Origin of the sequence: Microcoleus sp. N9_A1 (assembly GCF_036701795.1) — a bacterium.
In the GTDB taxonomy this organism is placed as follows: Bacteria; Cyanobacteriota; Cyanobacteriia; order Cyanobacteriales; family Microcoleaceae; genus Microcoleus.
This window is the reverse complement of sequence record NZ_JAUBRI010000006.1, coordinates 31,347-50,525: the sequence shown is the minus strand read 5'-3', so window position 1 is coordinate 50,525 and position 19,179 is coordinate 31,347. Positions and strand designations below refer to the sequence as shown.

General features: G+C 44.9%; 13 protein-coding genes and 1 CRISPR repeat array (1 of these 14 cut by a window edge). Of the genes, 8 read left to right on the top strand and 5 right to left on the bottom strand.

Annotated elements, in window-relative coordinates:
• Positions 1-9 precede the first annotated feature (9 nt).
• The 5 genes from QUA58_RS04235 (at position 10) to QUA58_RS04215 (ending at position 7,447) form a co-directional block, all read left to right on the top strand.
• On the top strand, positions 10-1,011 hold the full coding sequence (locus QUA58_RS04235) for a hypothetical protein (protein WP_333393138.1): 1,002 nt from the start codon (positions 10-12) through the stop codon (positions 1,009-1,011).
• 467 nt (positions 1,012-1,478) lie between these two features.
• Positions 1,479-3,047, top strand: a complete 1,569-nt coding sequence (locus QUA58_RS04230) for a hypothetical protein (protein WP_333251941.1) — start codon at positions 1,479-1,481, stop codon at positions 3,045-3,047.
• A 270-nt stretch (positions 3,048-3,317) separates the two neighbouring features.
• Positions 3,318-3,884, top strand: coding sequence for a hypothetical protein (locus tag QUA58_RS04225; protein ID WP_333251940.1), 567 nt, complete (start codon positions 3,318-3,320; stop codon positions 3,882-3,884).
• A gap of 723 nt (positions 3,885-4,607) precedes the next feature.
• Entirely contained in the window at positions 4,608-5,966 is a 1,359-nt protein-coding gene (locus QUA58_RS04220; protein WP_445301861.1) for an ATP-binding protein, read from the top strand.
• A gap of 104 nt (positions 5,967-6,070) precedes the next feature.
• Positions 6,071-7,447 carry an ATP-binding protein gene (locus tag QUA58_RS04215; protein ID WP_333393136.1) on the top strand — a complete coding sequence of 459 codons (1,377 nt, stop codon included), beginning with the start codon at positions 6,071-6,073 and terminating at the stop codon, positions 7,445-7,447.
• Positions 7,448-7,621: 174 nt separating this feature from the next.
• Here QUA58_RS04215 and QUA58_RS04210 read toward each other — a convergent pair whose 3' ends face one another.
• Positions 7,622-8,422 carry an ion transporter gene (locus tag QUA58_RS04210; protein WP_333393135.1) on the bottom strand — a complete coding sequence of 267 codons (801 nt, stop codon included), beginning with the start codon at positions 8,420-8,422 and terminating at the stop codon, positions 7,622-7,624.
• 15 nt (positions 8,423-8,437) lie between these two features.
• On the opposite strand from QUA58_RS04210, the gene QUA58_RS04205 reads away from it, so the two are divergent.
• Complete coding sequence (locus QUA58_RS04205) at positions 8,438-10,033, top strand: TerD family protein (protein ID WP_333393134.1); 1,596 nt, start codon at positions 8,438-8,440, stop codon at positions 10,031-10,033.
• Positions 10,034-10,362: 329 nt separating this feature from the next.
• Here QUA58_RS04205 and QUA58_RS04195 read toward each other — a convergent pair whose 3' ends face one another.
• The gene (locus QUA58_RS04195) at positions 10,363-10,815 is read right to left on the bottom strand and encodes a DUF4276 family protein (RefSeq protein ID WP_333393133.1); all 453 of its coding nucleotides are present in this window, start codon (positions 10,813-10,815) and stop codon (positions 10,363-10,365) included.
• Positions 10,809-12,008 carry an AAA family ATPase gene (locus QUA58_RS04190; RefSeq protein ID WP_333393132.1) on the bottom strand — a complete coding sequence of 400 codons (1,200 nt, stop codon included), beginning with the start codon at positions 12,006-12,008 and terminating at the stop codon, positions 10,809-10,811. Before QUA58_RS04190 ends, QUA58_RS04195 begins: the two co-directional genes overlap by 7 nt.
• Before the next feature lie 140 nt (positions 12,009-12,148).
• Here QUA58_RS04190 and QUA58_RS04185 point away from each other — a divergent pair, with 140 nt between their 5' ends.
• Complete coding sequence (locus tag QUA58_RS04185) at positions 12,149-12,493, top strand: NAD(P)H-quinone oxidoreductase subunit M (protein ID WP_332991772.1); 345 nt, start codon at positions 12,149-12,151, stop codon at positions 12,491-12,493.
• Positions 12,494-12,839: 346 nt separating this feature from the next.
• On the opposite strand, the gene QUA58_RS04180 is transcribed toward QUA58_RS04185, so the two are convergent.
• Positions 12,840-13,196, bottom strand: coding sequence for a hypothetical protein (locus QUA58_RS04180; protein WP_333393131.1), 357 nt, complete (start codon positions 13,194-13,196; stop codon positions 12,840-12,842).
• A gap of 1,171 nt (positions 13,197-14,367) precedes the next feature.
• On the opposite strand from QUA58_RS04180, the gene QUA58_RS04175 reads away from it, so the two are divergent.
• Positions 14,368-16,677 (top strand): protein phosphatase 2C domain-containing protein, encoded by a 2,310-nt coding sequence (locus QUA58_RS04175; RefSeq protein WP_333393130.1) that lies wholly within the window; start codon positions 14,368-14,370, stop codon positions 16,675-16,677.
• A gap of 329 nt (positions 16,678-17,006) precedes the next feature.
• Here the strand turns inward: QUA58_RS04175 and QUA58_RS04170 are convergent, their stop codons facing one another.
• Positions 17,007-17,702 carry a CsgG/HfaB family protein gene (locus QUA58_RS04170; protein WP_333251931.1) on the bottom strand — a complete coding sequence of 232 codons (696 nt, stop codon included), beginning with the start codon at positions 17,700-17,702 and terminating at the stop codon, positions 17,007-17,009.
• Between the two features lie 261 nt (positions 17,703-17,963).
• Positions 17,964-19,179: a CRISPR direct-repeat array (repeat unit 37 nt; unit sequence GTTTCAATCCCTAATAGGGTTTTATGGGTTTTCCGGC) (it continues 445 nt past the right edge of the window).

Below are 19,179 nucleotides of genomic sequence, written 5' to 3'. Positions count from 1 at the left end.
ATTGTCTGTATGTCAGCCGAAAATGCACCACACAGAAAAGTAATGCACTTTATCTTTTTACAAATTGCTTTGTTACAAGAAATATCGCGAGCGGTCATTAGGTATATTAAAATGATGCTGTTTTATCAAAGAAAAACCATCATAAATTTATTCAAAGAAAACGAACAGCCCGACCAAGAACGCCCCAAAATCTTTGCTGCTGTCGCACACATTACATCAGTTGAAGAATCTGAAAATCCCGAAAAAGGGGCAGCAAAAATAGAAAGACTCAGGCATACAATAGATGGACTGTTGGCGAGTTTTGCTCATTGCGACCTGACTATTGCGATCCAAACTCTACCGAACAGGCACGTTACAGCGTATTTACCTGAATATCAAATTAAGTGCATTCAGATACAAGAAGAGCCAGAATGCGACCCGATGTTTGTAGAGTTTAGGCTTCAGGAAGAATTCGTCGAAAAAGTAGAAGAATTTAACTGGTTTTTATTCATAGAAGATGACATTATTTTATCCGATGCTTTCACGATAGAAAAATTAGAAAAATTTAACAGAGAAAGCGGGTATGAGAATGCTATTCTTTACCCAAATCGTTATGAAATGTATCAAGGAACCAAGAGATATATTGATTTGACGATAACGCACCCATTGCTAATAAATAAGCTATCTAGTGTAGAGATAGAAGGTGTAAAATTTGCTGAATTTAACAATCCTCATTCAGCATTTTACTGTTTGTCAAAAAACCAGATGAAACACTGGATAAAGTCAGGTCGTTTATTCAAAAATCAAGTAGTGAATGTCGGGCCTTTAGAGAGTGCAGCCACTTTTTGTCTTTTGGAATGTTTCTCTATATATAAACCTCACCCGTCAAATTTAAACTATTTTGAGGTCAGGCATTACGATAGCAAATATTCTAAGTTATATCCCGAACTGGAATCGCCCTATACACTGTCAGCGGTTAATAATAGTTCCCACATACCAATCGTCAAGGATTCGTGCAATGGCTCTAAGTAGGTCGTCGTGATTATTAATAGGATGGGTAAAGTGCTAGCGTTATCGCTGAACCGATCGCACAATTGGCGATTTGAGATTGTAGATTAAATTAAAAATCTCAAATCTCAAACAGTCCAGGACGCAACTGCAACAATTGTAGGGTGCTCTACGGTCGTCAAAACCTCTCTAGAACGAGCAATTTTTACCTCTGAGGCACCCTACAAGCTAAAATTTCAAATTTCACATCTCAAATCGGTTGATGCTGTTGGAAGTGCCACAGACTCCACCGATTTAAGATCGTGAGTTTAATTCAGTCCTGGACGCACCACAACTTTCAGAAATCGGGTTTTTTACCAAAAGAGGGGTTGCAGTCCTTTCCCCTGGTAAAAAAAATAGGTTTCTGAGGGTCGGGAGTGCGTCTAGGACTGTAAAATTTAATAGGGAAAATTTTATAGTTAATTTTCAGCAGAAATAGGAGAGAAAGATTTGTGAGTATTTTTAACAAAAAAAAAATTAATCCTTCACCCTTCGCTATTCTGCCATTCAAACAGCCGATCGACCGCACGGCGATCGCCCTCATGCTATTGCTGAGCTTCTTAATAGGGCTGCTGCTGCTGAGCGGCGATCGCACAGCACCCAGAGTGCGAGAATTCACCTGGGAAAACAAACAAATCGGGGCCGAAGATACCGGCTTTATCCTCACCTTCTTTCGGCCGATGAACCAGTCCAGCGTTGAGGAAAACTTAAAGCTAGAACCCCCCCTCCCCGGTAAATTTAGTTGGGCTGGAAGGCGCATGGCTTACACTCTCAAAGATCCAGCACCCTACGGCGTTACCTACACAGTAAAACTCGCCGGAGCAACCGACAAGTATTTCGGAGAAAACAACCAAAATAAAGGAACGCCAATGCAGCCGTTTAGCAGTTCGTTTCGCAGCCGCGATCGAGCTTTTGCTTACATCGGTGTCCAAGGCGAAACAGAAAGCAGATTAATGCTAGTCAACCTCTCCAGCAGCGAATCGAAACCGATAGCACTGACTCCCAAAGACTTAGTTGTCACCGATTTTAAACCGTATCCCGACAGCGATCGCATTTTATTCTCCGCCACAGATCGATCAATCGCCCGTACTCGTGGCACCCTCAATCAAGAACTATTCACAGTCACCACCGGCCTCAACCCCCAATCAGGATCAGGAACTCAACAAAAATACCCAGCCGGTAGAATCGACAAAATCTTAGACTCCAAAGATTACCAAAACCTCAAATTCGACCTCTCAGCCGACGGAAAAATCATAGTTGTCCAGCGCGTCAACCGCCGCAATCCCGGCGATTTCAGTCCTTGGATTTTGGAAGAAAAACAGCCGCCCAGACCCTTGGAAAATGAACAAGGCGGAGATTTTATGATTCGCCCCGACAGTAAATCGATGGTAATATCTCAAAAACAAGGATTAGCGATCGTCCCCCTCAAACCCGAAGCAGACCCAGTAGAATTTTTGCCAAAATACGAACAAGTATTGGGCATGGCCCGCGACAACTCTGCCGCCGCCTATGTTAAATACAACAGCGACTTTACTCGATCGCTTTTCATCTTAGATAACCAAGGTGTAGAACAAGAAATATTGCGTATTCCCGGCAGCATTATGGGCGTTTATTTCGACCCCCGCAAAAACCAAGACAACCAAGTTCAGCGTCTCTACTGTTTGTTAGCCCAACGCCTCAAAACAGAAAGCTACAAAGAACAGCCTTTCATCGCCACCATCGACCTCAAAAAAGAGGGTACTCGTTTGGTAGGAACCATCAAACCGCTGCTGATTTTGCCCAACCAATTAGATACCCAAATCAGTTTATCTCCCGACGGGCTGGCATTAATTTTCGACCAATCAGTCACAGCAGCAAATCCCTCAGCAGCAGACAGGCCCCGCAACGATAGTGGACAGTCGATCGCCACCAGCCGCCTCTGGCTGCTACCCTTAGTAGAAATACCCGCAGACGCTTCTCGCGCAAAACTACAGCCAGAAGAACTTCCCTTTGCCGGCTATCACCCCCGCTGGCTCCCCTAAATCGATTTTAGATTTTAGATTTTAGATTTTAGATTGACCGATATTGGTAAATATCAATAGGCTAAGGTGCGCCCATAAACACCAAGCGTTGAAAAGTCCGCGGTGCACACCCTACTTTTACTAAATTGATTTGAAATTTGAGATTTGAGATTTGAAATTTGAAATTGAGTTAATACTAAGCCATACTGGTAAATATTACAAACTTTTGAAACCAACTCGCCAGCCTGCAATTTCACATCTAAAACCTCAAACCTAAAATCTAAAATTCGCATGACTCCCGAAGAAATTAGCAATACCCTTAAAGACTTATTTGGTGACAGTGTGGAGATGCCTGCTGCCACTTCTTGGCAAGTAGAAACCCCCAATTTTCGCCTATTAGTCCTCCTTTCAGAAGACGGGACTTGGCTGCGGATTTTGCTGCCGATCGCCGATGCCCAGGAAGCTCAACCATTTCTTGATAAACTGCTAGAAGCTAACTTTGACACCACCCTCGAAACTCGCTACGCCTTACATCAAAACGTTTTGTGGGGAGTATTTCAGCACAGTTGTGCCACACTCGCGGCCGCCGATTTCTCAGCCGCCGTCGCCAGACTGCTGGCTTTGCAAGAGAGAGGTTTGTCTGACTTTTTCGGCGGTTTGATAGAAAGCCGCCTCCGTCAAATCATCAAAGCTGCGAAGATGCAGGGACAGTCTGTGGAAACTACCCTTCAGACTTTAGACCGTTTCTACGCAGAGGGATTGATGGGTGAAATGGAACTAGGGCGAGAGTCTAGCGAAAAAACTCTCGCCGCTTGGCGGTATCAGCTAGAACGCCTTTGGCCGGAGGTGGAACCCTAAGACGATTTGAGATGGCAGATGGCAGATGGCAGATTGCAGATTGCAGATTGCAAAAAACTGACTACCATCGAGGTTGGAAGTTGCCTAAAGTTGCATTTCTTTTGAGTGGTATAGCAACCGCCAATACGGTTAGAACGTTCTTAATTGCACAAACCCTTGCGGAACATTGCTTATTCCTTCTCTCCTACATAACTCAAGCCTTCCATCCGTTACATTCGGTTACATCCCAAGACAGCGAATCCGTGGCCGAACTTCCTTCTGCTGTACAAGCTGCAGATTTTGGCCTGGGCCCTAGTCTTGACAGTTGGAGCCTGCAGCTCCCTGGACGATGGCTAATCCCGATCCTCGAACCCTCGAAGGATGCCAATATATTCACTGATAACCCGCGAGCGGTTCTCCAATTCCCTTCTATCACTGGAAAAATGGTATAACTTATCACAATAATTCGTTATAAATATTAAAATTTTTCGGAAAACACGCGATCGCAGGTATATCATGGTAAAAAGTTTAAAGCGCCTACTCCGTAAGTTCCACAAAAGCTTAGATCGTTTAATATTGATTTAGAAACAAAATCTTTAGCACACAATGCTAGTGCGATCGGGTTTGCCCATCGGGTGCTGTTGTAATTTCACAAATTAGCAACTACCCGCTACCAATTACCCGTTACGAATTAATAGCAACTTAAGTTGTTCATGAATACAATTTTTAACAGGGGTTTCATCTATGTTTGCTGTGCGTGAGACTAGCTCGGAGTTATCAGTGTTGCATATACCTGAATTTTGTACTTGGAACATCTCCTTAGAATCAACTCTCCTAGACCTGCCACTCTCCAACTGCCAAATTGAATTAACTCAACAGGCAAAAGAAGTAGCCAAGGCTTTTGAAGAAAATTCCATGCTTCCCGGCGTCATTTTGACAAATCAGGGTAATTTTGTCGGCATCATATCCAGGCGTCTATTTTTTGAAAAAGTTAACCGCCGCTACGGAGTAGAAATGTTTTTCAAGCGGCCAATAGAGGTACTGTACAAGTTTGCCAAGCCAGAGGAACTCGTACTTCCCGCCAGTAAGTTAATAGTAGAAGCCGCCCAGGAATGTCTTTACAGATCAGCAGAATTAATTTACGAACCCGTAGTAGTGGAAATAGCCCCCCAGACCTACAAGCTGTTAGACGTACACCAATTAATGGTCGCTCAATCAAGAATTCACCAATTAACAAATAAGTTACTCCACAAACAAACCCAAGCCAAACTCATCCAAACAGAAAAAATGGCTAGTTTGGGGAGGATTGTAGCAGAAGTAGCCCACGAAATCAGAAATCCGCTGAACTGTATTTGGGGAAATTTAACTTTTCTGCTGTCCTATTTTGAACACTTGCTTCAGCTCATGTCGGTTTATGAAGAAGAATATTCGGCACCCTGTCCCCGAATTGATGCCCTTAAAAAAGAAATTGAGTTTGATTTTATACAAGAAGATTTGCCGATCACCTTAGAAGGGATGGAGTTGGGAGCCTCGCAATTGCTAAAAATAGTTAACGGGCTGCACCACTTCTCTCACATGGACGAGACAAAACCAGCCGAGACAGACATTCACGAATGCGTGGAGATGACGCTGTTAATTTTGAAAAACCGCTTTAAAAACAGCATAGAAGTGGTTAAAAATTACGGCGAACTGCCGCTAGTTAGTGGCTACTCAGGTCAGTTGAGTCAGGTGTTTTTGAATTTGCTAGTTAATGCTCTAGACGCCCTGACAGAGTACGCAGCCGATCGAGAAATACAGACCGAGTGCCTGGACAACTGGCAGCCTCAAATCGAAATTACCACTAAAGTCATAGAAACCGAAGACGGCAAGCGGGTGGCAATTTGCATTGCCGATAACGGCCCCGGCATTGCCCCAGAAAATCACCAGCAGATATTTGACACCTTTTTTACCACTAAACCAGCAGGCAAAGGCACCGGTATGGGGCTGGCTATCTCCCATCAAATCGTCACAGAAAAGCACGGCGGCCAACTGAGAATGCGATCGCAACCAGGTAAGAACACTGAATTTGAAATTCTCCTGCCCATAGTTGGCACAACAGATTAACTCAAGAGTATTCTCGGTTGTTCGCTCCTGCGGTGAAGTGATAGGCTAGCTTAGTAGTAGGTTCTCAATTCACTTTCCCAGCGTTTCGGCAACTAAAAGTTCTAGTGGCAAATAAATTCAGTTCCAAACTCCTTGGCCCTTCACTCTCCGAAGGCAGTCATCAAGACCTTTCCCTAGAATCTACCCTCTGGGACTTGCCCCTGTATGACTTTCAGGTTAAATCGAGCTGCTTGGCCGTGGCAGTTGCCGAAATGTTTGAACAGCATCCCCTAGTGCCGGGAGTGGTCTTGATGGAAGCAGGAGAGTTTGCTGGCATGATATCCCGCAGGCAACTGCTGGAATATTTGCTCAAACCCCAAGGCCCTGAGCTCTTTTTGCACCTGCCGCTGAAAGTTCTCTACAGTTACGCTCGCGTCGAAATATTATTAGTCGCAGAGAGTACAACCATTTTGGCAGCAGCTCCACAAGCTCTGCGTCGATCGCCCGAATTGCAGTCAGAACCAATCGTCGTCCAAATAGACTCCCAATCTTACCGCCTCTTAGACCCTCACGCGCTAAACATCGCCTACTGGCAAATTCGTGGCATAGAAACTCAAGTCCGCTACGAAAGAGCTCAAACTCAAATGATTCAAAGCGAAAAAATGGCTAGTTTAGGGCGTTTAGTCAACGGAGTAGCCCACGAAATTTTAGATCCGGTAGGCTTTATCTGGGGGAATTTAACCTACGTCAGCGACTACAGCAAAAACTTGATGGAGTTGCTATCAGTTTACGACGCATACTGTACTGATCCCCCGCCGCAAATAGCACGGCTCAAGGAAGAGATCGACTATGACTTTTTGCAAAACGATTTCCTCCGAACTGTTGCCAGCATCAAATCTGGAGCCGAACGTTTGAGCAAGCTGGCAAGCAGTTTGCAAAACTTCTGCCACATAGACGATGTTTATCCCAAACCGACAGACTTGCACGCCAACATAGACAGCATACTTTTGCTACTCAAAAGTCGTTTAACTAGGGAAATCAAAGTAGTAAAAAACTACGGCTACCTGCCGCCAGTGCCGTGCTATGCAGGCCAGCTAAACCAAGTATTTATGAATATCTTGACCAATGCTATTAATACATTAATTAACGAAGCAGTCGGTCAAGAGTTGGCGAAAGAATTTAAAGGTGCAGGACTCAAAGACTTTGATCGCCAGCCTCAAATTGAAATCACAACTCAAGTCTGCTGTCCCGAACCTGCGCCGGATTTAGACAAACTTCATGTTCGCTGGGTTTCGATTTGTATATCAGATAACGGGCCAGGAATGTCACCTAGCAAGTACAAAAAAATCATAGAATCATTCTCTACCGAAAAACGCGCCCTCAAAGAAACCAGTTTAGCAGTTAGCTATCAAATAGTGACGGGCAAACACGGCGGTGCATTCAGAATGCGATCGGAGTTAGGCAGGGGCACTGAATTTGAAATTTTGTTACCCTTAGCTTAAGAAGTCAGTTGTCAGTTGTCAGTTGTCAGTTGTTATTGGTTATTAGTTATTAATTATCATGAAAAATACTGCTACATATAAATTAGAGGCAATCTTCTGTAGGGAAACGGCAATGCTGTGTCCCTACTTGAAAACTGCTGTAACAGTCAACAGTCAGCAGTCAACAGTCAACAGTCAACCATTATCTAACTGAGTGCCGCACATTTTACAAAATCTAGCATTAGCATCATGTACAGACCAACCGCAACCTTTACAAACCGCTTCTACCTGATTAGCACTTTTAACTAAGTGTTTAATCAAATCCCCCAATTGCCAAGGAATCAGAGCAATTCCCGTCAAAATCATCAAAATAGTCAAAAAACGGCCGGATTCCGAAATCGGAGTAACATCGCCAAATCCCACCGTGGTCATCGTGACAACCGAGAAATAAACAGCATCCAAAAAAGTTCCAAAACTTTCGGGATTTGCCGGATGTTCGACTTGATAAATCAAACCAGAATAAACAAAAATTATTGCCAGCAAAGTAAACAAAATCCGAGCAAAAATCACCCCATCTTCGCTACTGATGCGGAAAATAGAAATTTTTAATTCCAGAAAGCGGATAAGTCGGAGAATTCTAAACCAGCGAAAAATTCGGATAAAACTAACGTTGACAAATCCCAGTAAAAATGGTAATATTGCCAGCAAATCAATAATTGAAAAAAAACTAAAAATAAATTTAACTCGATTTTCTGCACACCATAGTCGCAATAAATACTCAAACACAAAAACAACTAAAAGCGCTGTATCCAGAGTTTGCAAATTAATTCTAACAGTTTCCGAAATCGGGTAAGTTTCGGCGATGAAGCTGGCGGCAGATAAAAGAATGAGTCCGGTAATACTTAAATTGACGGTTCGGCCAATTGGGGTTTCGATGTCTTCGAGATAAAATCCAATTTGCGATCGGGTTAACATAGATGGGATAATGAATAGCATTTCTGAGGTAAGGGAATGAGCATCGAATTAACTAAGGGTGAAAGGTTCAATCTTTCTAAAGAAACTCCTAATTTCAGTAAAATTGCGATCGCCCTGGGTTGGCAAGTCAGCCAGACAGCACAAAACTGCGACATTGACGCATCTGTTTTTATGTTAGCGGCAGACGGTCGCATTCCCGATGAAAAGTATTTTGTATTTTACAACAATCTGACATCGCCGGACGGTGCGGTGCGACATTCGGGAGACAGCAGGAATGGACAAATAGAGGGAGATGACGAGACGGTTTATCTGGATTTGAGTAAAATCAATTCGGCGATTCAGGAAATAGTGTTTGTTGTGACTCTTCACGAGGGACAGGAAAAGAATCAAAGTTTTAGTCAAGTTACAAATGCTTTTATCCGGCTTTACAATTCAGAAACTGGAAATGAATTGGTTCGGTACAATTTAAATCAGATATTTTCTCAAGAAACGGCTTTAGAATTTGGACGGTTGTATAAGAAGAATGGCGAATGGAGGTTTCAGGCGGTTGGACAGGGATATAATGCTGGGTTGCAAAGTTTTGTAGACAAGTATTATGTTGAAAATGCGGTTGAGAAAAGCTCGAATGCTGGTGAAAAGGTTGATGATGCTGAGGTTGTGAGGCGGTTTAGCGATCGGGTGGATAAGCTATTGCAGGAAAAAGCAGCGGGAGAGTCTGTTGCTAATCCTGTGAATGCAGATAATTTGGAAGCTGATCAGGATGTTGATGATTCTGTTAAGGATTTTGATGATTCTGTTTCAAAAAATCAGGAACCTGCTATCACTGCTGAGGAATTTTTACGGCGGTATAACCAGGGAGAACGGGATTTTACAGGGATTAACTTAGCAGGAGTCGATTTGAGCGGAAAAACTCTGGAATATCCCATTAGTTTCAGTCAAGCAAACCTGAGCAATGCCAACCTCAGTAATGCCAAGCTAGTGAAGGCCAACTTGATTGGAGCTAACCTGCAAGGGGCAAACTTGAAATCCACAAACCTGCAACAAGCCGATTTAATTCAAGCTAACTTTAGTGGAGCCAACTTAACTAAGGCAAATTTAAATAACGCAAGACTCATTCAAGCGAATTTAAGTCAAGCAAAATTGAGCGAGACACAATTGCATAGTGCGAACTTGACTACAGCCAATTTAAGTAGTGCCAACCTAACTCAGGCAAATTTAAATAACGCTAATTTGATAGGAGCAGATTTAAGTCAAGCCAAAGTAACTAAAGTTAACTTATCTTATGCTGATCTAAGGGGGGTTAAGCTGAATGGGGTAAGTTTAGTTGGAGTCAACCTTGATGGAGCTAACCTGAAAAATGTAAATTTGAAAGTGGTAAGTTTGATCGGATCTAGTCTTGCTCAAGCTAATCTGAGCGGTCAAAACTTGGCTGGCTTAAACCTGTCTGGAGTTAGCTTTTACAATGCTAACTTGAGTGAAACAAACTTAACTTCAGCAAACCTGTGCGGAGCAAATTTGAGTTATGCAAACCTAGAGAAAGCTACCCTGAAAGATGCCAACTGGGTTGGAGCAAATATGGCAAATGCTAAACTCGCAGGTGCAATTATGCCTGACGGTACAACTCACGAATAAATCAAAGTCCAATGTTCGTAGTAAGGACTTCAGTCCTTATATTTCTGGATTGAAGCACTGCGACTCTGAGAAACCGGGTTTTTTGCCGAATCTGCGGACTGAAACGAAATATTTTCGAGAAAAAACCCGGTTTCTGGCCTGAGCGCGTAAGTCGCTCTATTTGTCTTGTTCCATGAGTTTGATGAGAGTTGTAAACATTCGCTCGCACTCCAAAGAAGCCTTGCGAACCTGGTCAACATTCAACATTTCTAACAGCTTGGAAGCGTGCTTTATCTTTTTATATTCGCCTTTCGATTTTGTGTCGCGGGTAGCTGCTTCCAGACTTGGTTCTAACCTATCCTTTCAATCGTCTCTACATTGATATTTTTAGGAATCGCCTTTTCTTTAAATCCCTGCCCGTAAAATCTTTTTAAAGTATCAATATCAGCCATGAACCAAGCTTCCATCGCTTGAACCATGAGATAGCAATGAGTGTCATCAACCCCAGGCGAATCCCAATTATCCCTCCACTTCAAATGCTCCCAAGGCGACTGCTTTACAACAGGTGCTTCTGAGTCAACCAGAAGGATGACAAACGCATCTGGGTGAGCGGCCAAAGCATTCTTGAAATCCCTGAAAGCATTATTCCGGGAACCGCAAAGAGTGATAGTCCACTTGATTTTATTGCTTTGGACAACCTGCACAATTTCTTTGAAAAAACTGCTAAATCCTTGTCGGAGCAATGCCTTTGTATTCTTGCCCTCGCCGCCGCCTTCGATGTAAATGCGAATTTCTTTTACCATCGGTTGCCCCCGATTTCTCCCATCCGCCAAAGGTCTCCCAAAGTGTAATTCTCAAGCCATTTTTTCAGTCGTTCGGGATCGAGACGGTTCAGGTGACTTCCTCTATCATCCCGATCGCATATTAACACTGACTCAGGACTCAGAGCCGACACTAAAGCATCGGAATGAGTTGTCACAATCAATTGTGTGCGCTGTGAGGCTTCGATCAACATTTCAGCAACAGCAGGCAGAATATCGGGATGCAAGCCAATCTCCGGTTCTTCAATACAAATAAGTGGCGGGGGAGTTGGATCTAGAAGTAAAGCTATTAAGAATAAATAACGCAGCGTACCGTCTGATAAACGAGTTGCGGGAATTGGCTGAATTAATCCTGTTTCGCGGATGAATATCTGGACAGTGCCGCCATAAATCTTGATACTCAGTTCTTCCGCTGCATCGTAGAACAGTTGTAATTTTTCAATAATCTGCCGGCTTCCTAATTGATACTGTAAGTTATTTAAAACCAGTCCTAAGTTCCCACCATCTTCTATGAGGGGATGTTCTGGCAAGTCAGTTTGCTGAGCCTTTCTAGATACTGAATCTCTCCCTGTCTGCCAGTTACGATATAAACCAATGTCGGCAAATTTATTTCCCAGATATGATAGTTCTGGATAGAGTTCGGGATCTTTTCTTTGAGATAAGATAGATTGATCGGGAATGATATCTTCTCGCCGCAGATTCCGCAGCTTTCTTGTTTGCTGCTCGTTGTCCTCTATAACATTGATAACAGGGCGAGCCCGATCGTTATAACGGTAATAGAAAAATGGCTGGCTTTCAAAACTATGGCGGGGTTCCATATCTTCTATAGCTTCGTCCACTACTTCAAGTCTCTGACCGGTTGCGGTAAAACTAATCTGATAGCGCAGTGGCATCGTTCGTTCTGGATAATCTAAAATAGCCTCAATTTTTGCTGTGGGAATACCTTTTTCACCTTTCCACAGCAAATCGCTGATGCCACCTCCTTGACGAATCGGAGCAAGCAAGTCTGTAGGTGTTGCCTTCAACACTCCCATCGCTTCGATTAAGTTAGACTTGCCGGATGCGTTAGTTCCGATCAACACATTTAGGGGTTGCAGTTCAATTTTTTCCCCATCACTTCCATAGGAAAGGAAGTTTTGCAGTTGCAGGGAGTGAATAAATCTCTTGCCTTCCACCTTGTCTTCCTATGCCAATTCTGAATTATTATACTTTGCGAAAGCTTTCTCTTTTAGTCTTGAATTGAGTAGGGGTCTCCTGCAACGGTCTTTGACCCATTACAATAAGTTCAGGAAAAAATCTTTACACATAAGAACTCATGCAGCTCAAGTCCACAACCCGCCATATTCGCATTTATACCGCCATCCTCGAAGACAACGAACTCGTCCCCAGCAACGACCTTTTGACGATCGACATTGACCCAGATAACGAACTTAACTGGAACGACGAGTCAGTCAAACAGGTATATGCCAAATTCGACCAACTCGTAGACGCTTACGAGGGCGAAGACTTGACCGAGTACAACCTCCGCCGCATCGGTTCGGAATTGGAGCATTTGGTGCGATCGTTCTTACAAAAAGGCCAAATCAGCTACAACCTCAACAGCCGCGCTGTCAACTACAGCATGGGACTTCCCCGTGTTGATGCCAAAATTCACCTGTAAGGGCGATCCTCTTCGAGGGCTTCGCTAACGGGCGATCGGCATTTATGTCAAGTTAAGATTGAAACCCATAATAAATGTCGCTTGTAGCTGAGTTTCGATCCCTCCTACTGCTCTTAATCAGGGGAGTACGGCAGGGCGGTTTCATTTTCTTGTAGGGGCCGTGCCCCCGTGCCGGCCCTTTTGGTCTGACTGCCGATCGAATCGTCTCGGTCGGGGGTAGGCACGGGGCACTACCCCCTACAAAATTCATGTTTTTAGTGAGAATGAAACAGCCCTGGGATTGAGGGGGATCTAGACTTCTATACAAAGGAAAGGCCCAGATGGGGAGAAGTGGGAAAATCTGCTTTTATTCTTCTTCCTGCTTGTTTCTGACTCCTGACTCCTGACTCCCGGCTTCTTCCTTCTTCCGACTTCGATCGGACTTCTCCCCCGCCTCCCCAGCATCAACCGGAGAATTTGGAACGCGATCGCGTTCCAAAAACTGTTTAACTGCAAGTTGGCGGTTGGTCATAAAGTGACCCCAAGCGCCGGGAAACAGGCCATCCAAGGTTTCCACCAGCGCCCAAACCTCAAGATTCATCACTTTATAATAAAAACTGTGAGACTGTTGAATGCTAGTGAGTATTTCGTCTATTTCAACGGCCGGCAGTAGCTTCGGATCGGGCAAATTCTTGGAAAAGGCGCTGGGTTCATGTGGGGCCATGGTTAAATACTCAACAGCTTGCAGAGGCCGGTCAGTAGATTTGAGATTTGAGATTTGAGATTCATTCCACAGATGAATGTGGGGGCTTGAACTAATATCTAATTTTTTTTGCTCTCCACGACTCCTGTGGGGGGCTGGCATCCGTCAGTTGATCGATTTGAGATTAATTCCACAGATGAATCTGGGGGCTTGTATCCATCTTTGGGTAGGGTTAAATTTAACTTCTCTTGCGAAACTAGGGCGCGAGGCACAGATGACCCTTCGCGAGAAAACCGAGAATTGATATTTATTTATACCTACCGGCTCAGGTGATTTCTACGTACCAGCATCCTACCATTATAGTTAGTCTAAAATCTCAATTCACTTGACGATCGCGATTTCTTCGCAAATTGCCACTATCAGGAATATGCTGAAAAGAGCGTGCTTTCAAGCCGAGGACTTGGGCATCGCGCGATCGTCTAACCCTCAAAGCTCATAGCAAGATTCAACCGGCCGTCAACAAAATGGTAAACTGTTCCTGTCAGTACAAGACATTAAAACCTACCCCTAGACTGGGGGAAAGTAACGCCTAAAATATTGTCAGGAGTTAGACTAAATAGCAAAAAAGTTTACTAAAGTTAGTCATACTTAACTTGACTGGTTAACCTTTGTGGGTGGTAGAATTAGAGCGATGCCAAAAACCAAGGCTTAATTATCTGGGAGAGTAAACCGAGCGTGCAAGTCAAAACTGACCAGCCTGTAAAAAGGTCGAACGGGAGTCCGCGTTTCGTTAAATTGGTTGAAAATATTGGATGACTCATGGCTAAAATATTCAACTAAAATTAATTCGATTAGGGTGGGCTACACCCGAATTAACGCCTGTGGACAAGAAGGAGCCGACTCCCTTGGGTGAAGCAGGAAGCAGACCCTTCAGGAGCAATCCCGATTGAATGGTGAGACTTAAATAAGTTTAGCCAAGTTTTGTGTAGCAGATATCACTACGCACACAACAGTGGAAACGTGGTGAGCCCGGGAACCTGAAAAATCAGGATATTAGGACTGCGAAGTCTTAAGAATCTGCGTCTGTTGAGAAAGCGGGAGTGTCAAATAATCGCCACGTATCAACCCGTCGAGGTTCAATCGCTAAAATAATTCAGATCAGCACGCTTGCCCAAAGGCGTCAGGAACCCTTATGCAAAACTCTGTGGCAAAACACTACTTATGGGCTTTAGGTGAAGGGATCAAAGGGTGTAAGCCAGGCGATCTGATCGCTGGTCGCTACTTGGTCAAGCGCGATCGACTTCTGGTCGATACTCAACCCGAACACTTGCCGGAACTGCCCGAAGAGATTCCGAGTGTTGTCACTCCTTATCTGAGACTGTTTGCCTATCAGTTGCACGTACCTCAAGTATACGGCATGGTATCGTCCAAGATGAGCAAGCTATCGGGAGATATCTGGCTACTGGAAAACGGGCCGATTTTGAAGGTGACGGAATCTTTAATGCCGGAATTGGCCGATTCCTGGAAAGGAGCAGCAGCGATGCGCCAGCTCAATTGGCTGTGGCAAATAGCCCAGTTGTGGCAGCCCTGTATCGCTCAGGGCGTGGCTTCGACCCTGCTGACTCCAGAACTGCTGCGGGTGGAAGGGCAATTGGTGCGGTTTTTGGAATTGCAGCCCGATCGCAAACCGCCTCATTTGTCGCAGTTGGGCAAATTGTGGCAGCAGTGGCTCGAAGATGCTCACCCAACTATTGCCAATTTTTTGAGGCAACTTTGCCAGCAAATGGTTGCCGGTCAAGTGCGCCACGGCGAACAACTGATGGGCCAGTTGGATAAAGCTTTGGCAAAGTGCGGCCGATTGTACGATCGTCACGTTGAAATTGCCACGGGCACAGATGTAGGCAGATCCCGGGCTCACAACGAAGATGCTTGCTATCCGCCCAGCGGTACGCTGTTCGCAGGAAACCCGGGTGCGGAAGCTTGCGCGATCGTCTGCGACGGTATCGGTGGACAAGACGGCGGCGAAGTCGCTTCGGAAGAAGCAATTGGTGTGCTGCGCGACAAGTTGCAGCAAATGCCCCTGCATCAGGCTAATTGGGACCCGTTGAGCCTGACTTCCAAGCTGGAACGGGCGGCTTGTGCTGCTAACGACAAGATAGCCAGTCGCAACGACAGCGAACACCGCCAAGGCCGCCAGCGGATGGGAACTACGCTAGTTATGGCTTTAGCCCACATTCACGAGCTCTACGTCGCCCACGTCGGAGACAGTCGGGCTTACTGGATTACCCGCACCGGCTGCTATCAAGTTACTCTCGATGATAATGTGGCTTGCCGCGAGGTGCGTTTGGGCTACTCTCTCTACCGGGATGCTTTGGAACAAGTGGCCGCCGGAGCTCTGATTCAAGCTTTGGGGATTACTTCGTCCAACACTCTGCACCCGACCGTGCAGCGTTTTCCGGTGGATGAAGACTGCGTTTTGCTGCTGTGTTCCGACGGTTTGAGTGATAAAGACCGGGTTGAGGAATGTTGGGAAGCGGAGATTTTGCCAATTCTAGACGGTAGCATTAGTTTGGCTAAGGCGCGCGATCGACTGATTGAGATTGCTAATACTAGAAACGGTCACGATAACGTCACTGTTGCTTTAATTCACTGTCAAGCGCATTTGAGGGAAGACGGTAATACTGCTACAGAACTGTCTGTCGCACCTTTAGATACGCCGATCGAACTAATTTCCGACAGCGAGGATATGCCAACGGATTTGAATGGGCCCACAAGCATTGGCGAGGGGGATTCTGAAGGAAAAACGCAGTTGTTACGGCCGGACAAAAGCAAAAGCCCATTTTCGCTGCTGCTGAAAATTTTATTTTTATTAGGGTTGGGGGGTGTATTTGCTTATTTTTTCATTCCTCCGGTGGGTCGCGCGATCGATACTGCCGGGGAGTCGATTTTCGGGAAACGCGGTTTAATTAAAGCTGGAAGCACGCCGGAGAAAACAGTTAACTCTGTACCTTCTCCGGTCCAATCTTTAGAAACAGGCTCGTTTATAGAGATTAAAAGTTCTGTGGCTGGGGAATTGAGCGCATTGGGCGATCGCTTGGATTTGCGAGTCGCAATGGGTGAGTTGACTGTCAAAGGAACAGTCCCAGCCGGCAGTGTTTTGCAGGTGACAAACAAACAGCTTACGCCTCAAGGCAATTGGCTGGAATTGAAAGTTTGTTCGATTCCTGAAATAGTGCGATCGAACTCTCCCAAACCCGAGTCAAATAAAGATTTTTCTACAGTTTCAAAACCTGCACTGAAGCCATCTCCCGCTGTGGCAAATCCCTCACCTTCCCCGGCAGTTAAGCCAACAGTTGAAGTAGAAAGCGCCAAGCTGCAAGCGGGGGAAATTGGATGGATTCAAGAACAAGCTGCCGTTTCTAAAGTAGTGTCTAACCTAGCCTTAAACCCAACTCAAAAGGGTAAGTGCGTTGAGGCTGACTCAAATCCAAACCCTAATTAAACTGTTAATGCTTGAGTATGTTGAGCGAAATTGATAGAGTTCAGTATAAAGCAATACGGTTCACTTAAGACAGATACCCCCTAACCCCCCTTAGGTCGGGGGACAAGAATGCCCTCAAATTCCCCCTTGCTTTCGGGGGATGCGAGGGGGGTCTCCGGGGTATAAATAGTGTTAAGTGAACCGTATTGCAGTATAAAGGAAAAGGCAGATTCCTAAACAAAACTAATATTAACAGGTACAATTGCAGGTCAAGGATCTGAAAAAATTTTAGATTTTAGATTGGGGAGTTAACAATTACCAATCTAAAGTCTAAAAATGTTTCAAAATTTCTAACCTAATTTGTTAGATACTTCTGCCAGTTTAGTCACCATTTGGGATACCGCTTTGTCAACTGCCGCGCTCAAAAGTGAGTCTTCATTGCTGCTGCCAGAATTGCTGCTGATACCTCTGACAGAAATATTAGAATCGCTTTGATCGGCTTCTCCTACTGCTTTGGCGGTGGCAAGAATATCTCCTGAAGCTGTACCGATTAACCGCACGTCTATTTGAACGGTAGCTTTGGTTTTTTGCGAACCGCCGCCGATTCCCATGAAACTGCCGCCGCCGGATTGTTTGTCGATATTAAACTTGGTAATGGTGCCGATGAGTACGGCGTCAACTCCTAGTTTTTTGCCAATTTCGGCTGCGGTGCCGGCATCCATTGTACCGCTGCGATTTTCCTGTTTGAGCACTTGTTCGAGCTTGCTACGATCGACTATTGTATAGGTGCCATTGTTGACGAGTTCGTTGATTAGCAGTTCGCTGATGCCTTTGGCGGCGCCGACTCCCCGATAAGAAGTGTAATAGCTGTTGGTGGTGCCGTAGTCGAAATCCATGACGACGAGGCGCTTTTTGGCCGTAGCTTGGGCGAGTTGGGTGGCGGGTTTGATGGTGGCTGGCGTGGCGATCGCATTTACTGAAACGCCTACTAGCATTAGGGTAGCTAGGGAAATGCTGGTTAAGCGAGATATGGTGGTTGTTTTCATAAGTTTTTCCTCACAGTTGTTTTGTGCCGACTCTAGGATACTTCACGGAACAGCCCGATGTCAGGGTTGGGGGTGAGGAGGTTGGAATTGGCGGGTTTTAGTGTTTTTTGACTTTCAAAAGGCTTAATTTTAATTAATTAACCGCAGAGGACGCAGAGGACGCAGAGAAAGAAAGGAAGAGTGCGATCGAGGTTTCAAGACCTAGATAGGGAAATATGGGTTTTCCGGCCCAACAGCAGGAGCGGAAGACACAATCGACAAGTTTCAATCCCTAATAGGGTTTTATGGGTTTTCCGGCCTTGGTGTCCAACCACAATTGTTGAGATGTTTCCTGTTTCAATCCCTAATAGGGTTTTATGGGTTTTCCGGCCGCCGAAGCAAAGCGCGAGGGAAAAAGTTGCACCCGTTTCAATCCCTAATAGGGTTTTATGGGTTTTCCGGCCTTCTAGTAACAAAGGCAGTGCCTTCTGCACGGTGGTTTCAATCCCTAATAGGGTTTTATGGGTTTTCCGGCGCTGAATATGTAAGGGAATACACCAAAGCAGACGGGTTTCAATCCCTAATAGGGTTTTATGGGTTTTCCGGCGTGAAAGCCCGTAGAAGGATTTATGAGTAAACGCATGGGAAGTTTCAATCCCTAATAGGGTTTTATGGGTTTTCCGGCTGGCAACGGCAACCGTCGCATAGACCGTTTACGGCAATTGGCTTATGTTTCAATCCCTAATAGGGTTTTATGGGTTTTCCGGCCTTATGGGTCGCCCTGTAGGGCCTGAAGGATTAAGTTTCAATCCCTAATAGGGTTTTATGGGTTTTCCGGCTAGAAAAAAATGAGGTTTGTTGTGTCTACTCTCTAGTGTTTCAATCCCTAATAGGGTTTTATGGGTTTTCCGGCCGGACTGTACTTTTAGATGTGGCGGAAAAAGTACCTGACCAGGAGTTTCAATCCCTAATAGGGTTTTATGGGTTTTCCGGCAATAATCTTGAAATCATTAGCAGCAAAATATTCGTTTCAATCCCTAATAGGGTTTTATGGGTTTTCCGGCGCAAATATTGCTGTACCGTCAGCCAAACAAACTCTGTTTCAATCCCTAATAGGGTTTTATGGGTTTTCCGGCCGGTGTTGTTGAAACTCTGAAATTAGTTGCAGATCGTTTCAATCCCTAATAGGGTTTTATGGGTTTTCCGGCCTGGCATATTGTGCGGTCTACCGCACTATAATAAAGAAGTTTCAATCCCTAATAGGGTTTTATGGGTTTTCCGGCAATTGCACACCGGCTTTGGTGAATGTATCACTGAGTTTCAATCCCTAATAGGGTTTTATGGGTTTTCCGGCACTGATTTTGAGGATAATCCTTGAGTTGTTGCCGGTTTCAATCCCTAATAGGGTTTTATGGGTTTTCCGGCAATGTGGTTAAAATTCGCCAAATTCAACACTGAAAGTTTCAATCCCTAATAGGGTTTTATGGGTTTTCCGGCC

What these genes read in the sequence shown, in the direction of transcription:
- QUA58_RS04235 (WP_333393138.1), top strand. Translation starts at nt 10, where the DNA reads ATGTCAGCCGAAAATGCACCACACAGAAAAGTAATGCACTTTATCTTT.
- QUA58_RS04225 (WP_333251940.1), top strand. Translation starts at nt 3,318, where the DNA reads ATGACTCCCGAAGAAATTAGCAATACCCTTAAAGACTTATTTGGTGAC.
- QUA58_RS04220 (WP_445301861.1), top strand. Translation starts at nt 4,608, where the DNA reads ATGTTTGCTGTGCGTGAGACTAGCTCGGAGTTATCAGTGTTGCATATA.
- QUA58_RS04210 (WP_333393135.1), bottom strand. Translation starts at nt 8,422, where the DNA reads ATGCTATTCATTATCCCATCTATGTTAACCCGATCGCAAATTGGATTT.
- QUA58_RS04205 (WP_333393134.1), top strand. Translation starts at nt 8,438, where the DNA reads ATGAGCATCGAATTAACTAAGGGTGAAAGGTTCAATCTTTCTAAAGAA.
- QUA58_RS04195 (WP_333393133.1), bottom strand. Translation starts at nt 10,815, where the DNA reads ATGGTAAAAGAAATTCGCATTTACATCGAAGGCGGCGGCGAGGGCAAG.
- QUA58_RS04185 (WP_332991772.1), top strand. Translation starts at nt 12,149, where the DNA reads ATGCAGCTCAAGTCCACAACCCGCCATATTCGCATTTATACCGCCATC.
- QUA58_RS04180 (WP_333393131.1), bottom strand. Translation starts at nt 13,196, where the DNA reads ATGGCCCCACATGAACCCAGCGCCTTTTCCAAGAATTTGCCCGATCCG.
- QUA58_RS04175 (WP_333393130.1), top strand. Translation starts at nt 14,368, where the DNA reads ATGCAAAACTCTGTGGCAAAACACTACTTATGGGCTTTAGGTGAAGGG.
- QUA58_RS04170 (WP_333251931.1), bottom strand. Translation starts at nt 17,702, where the DNA reads ATGAAAACAACCACCATATCTCGCTTAACCAGCATTTCCCTAGCTACC.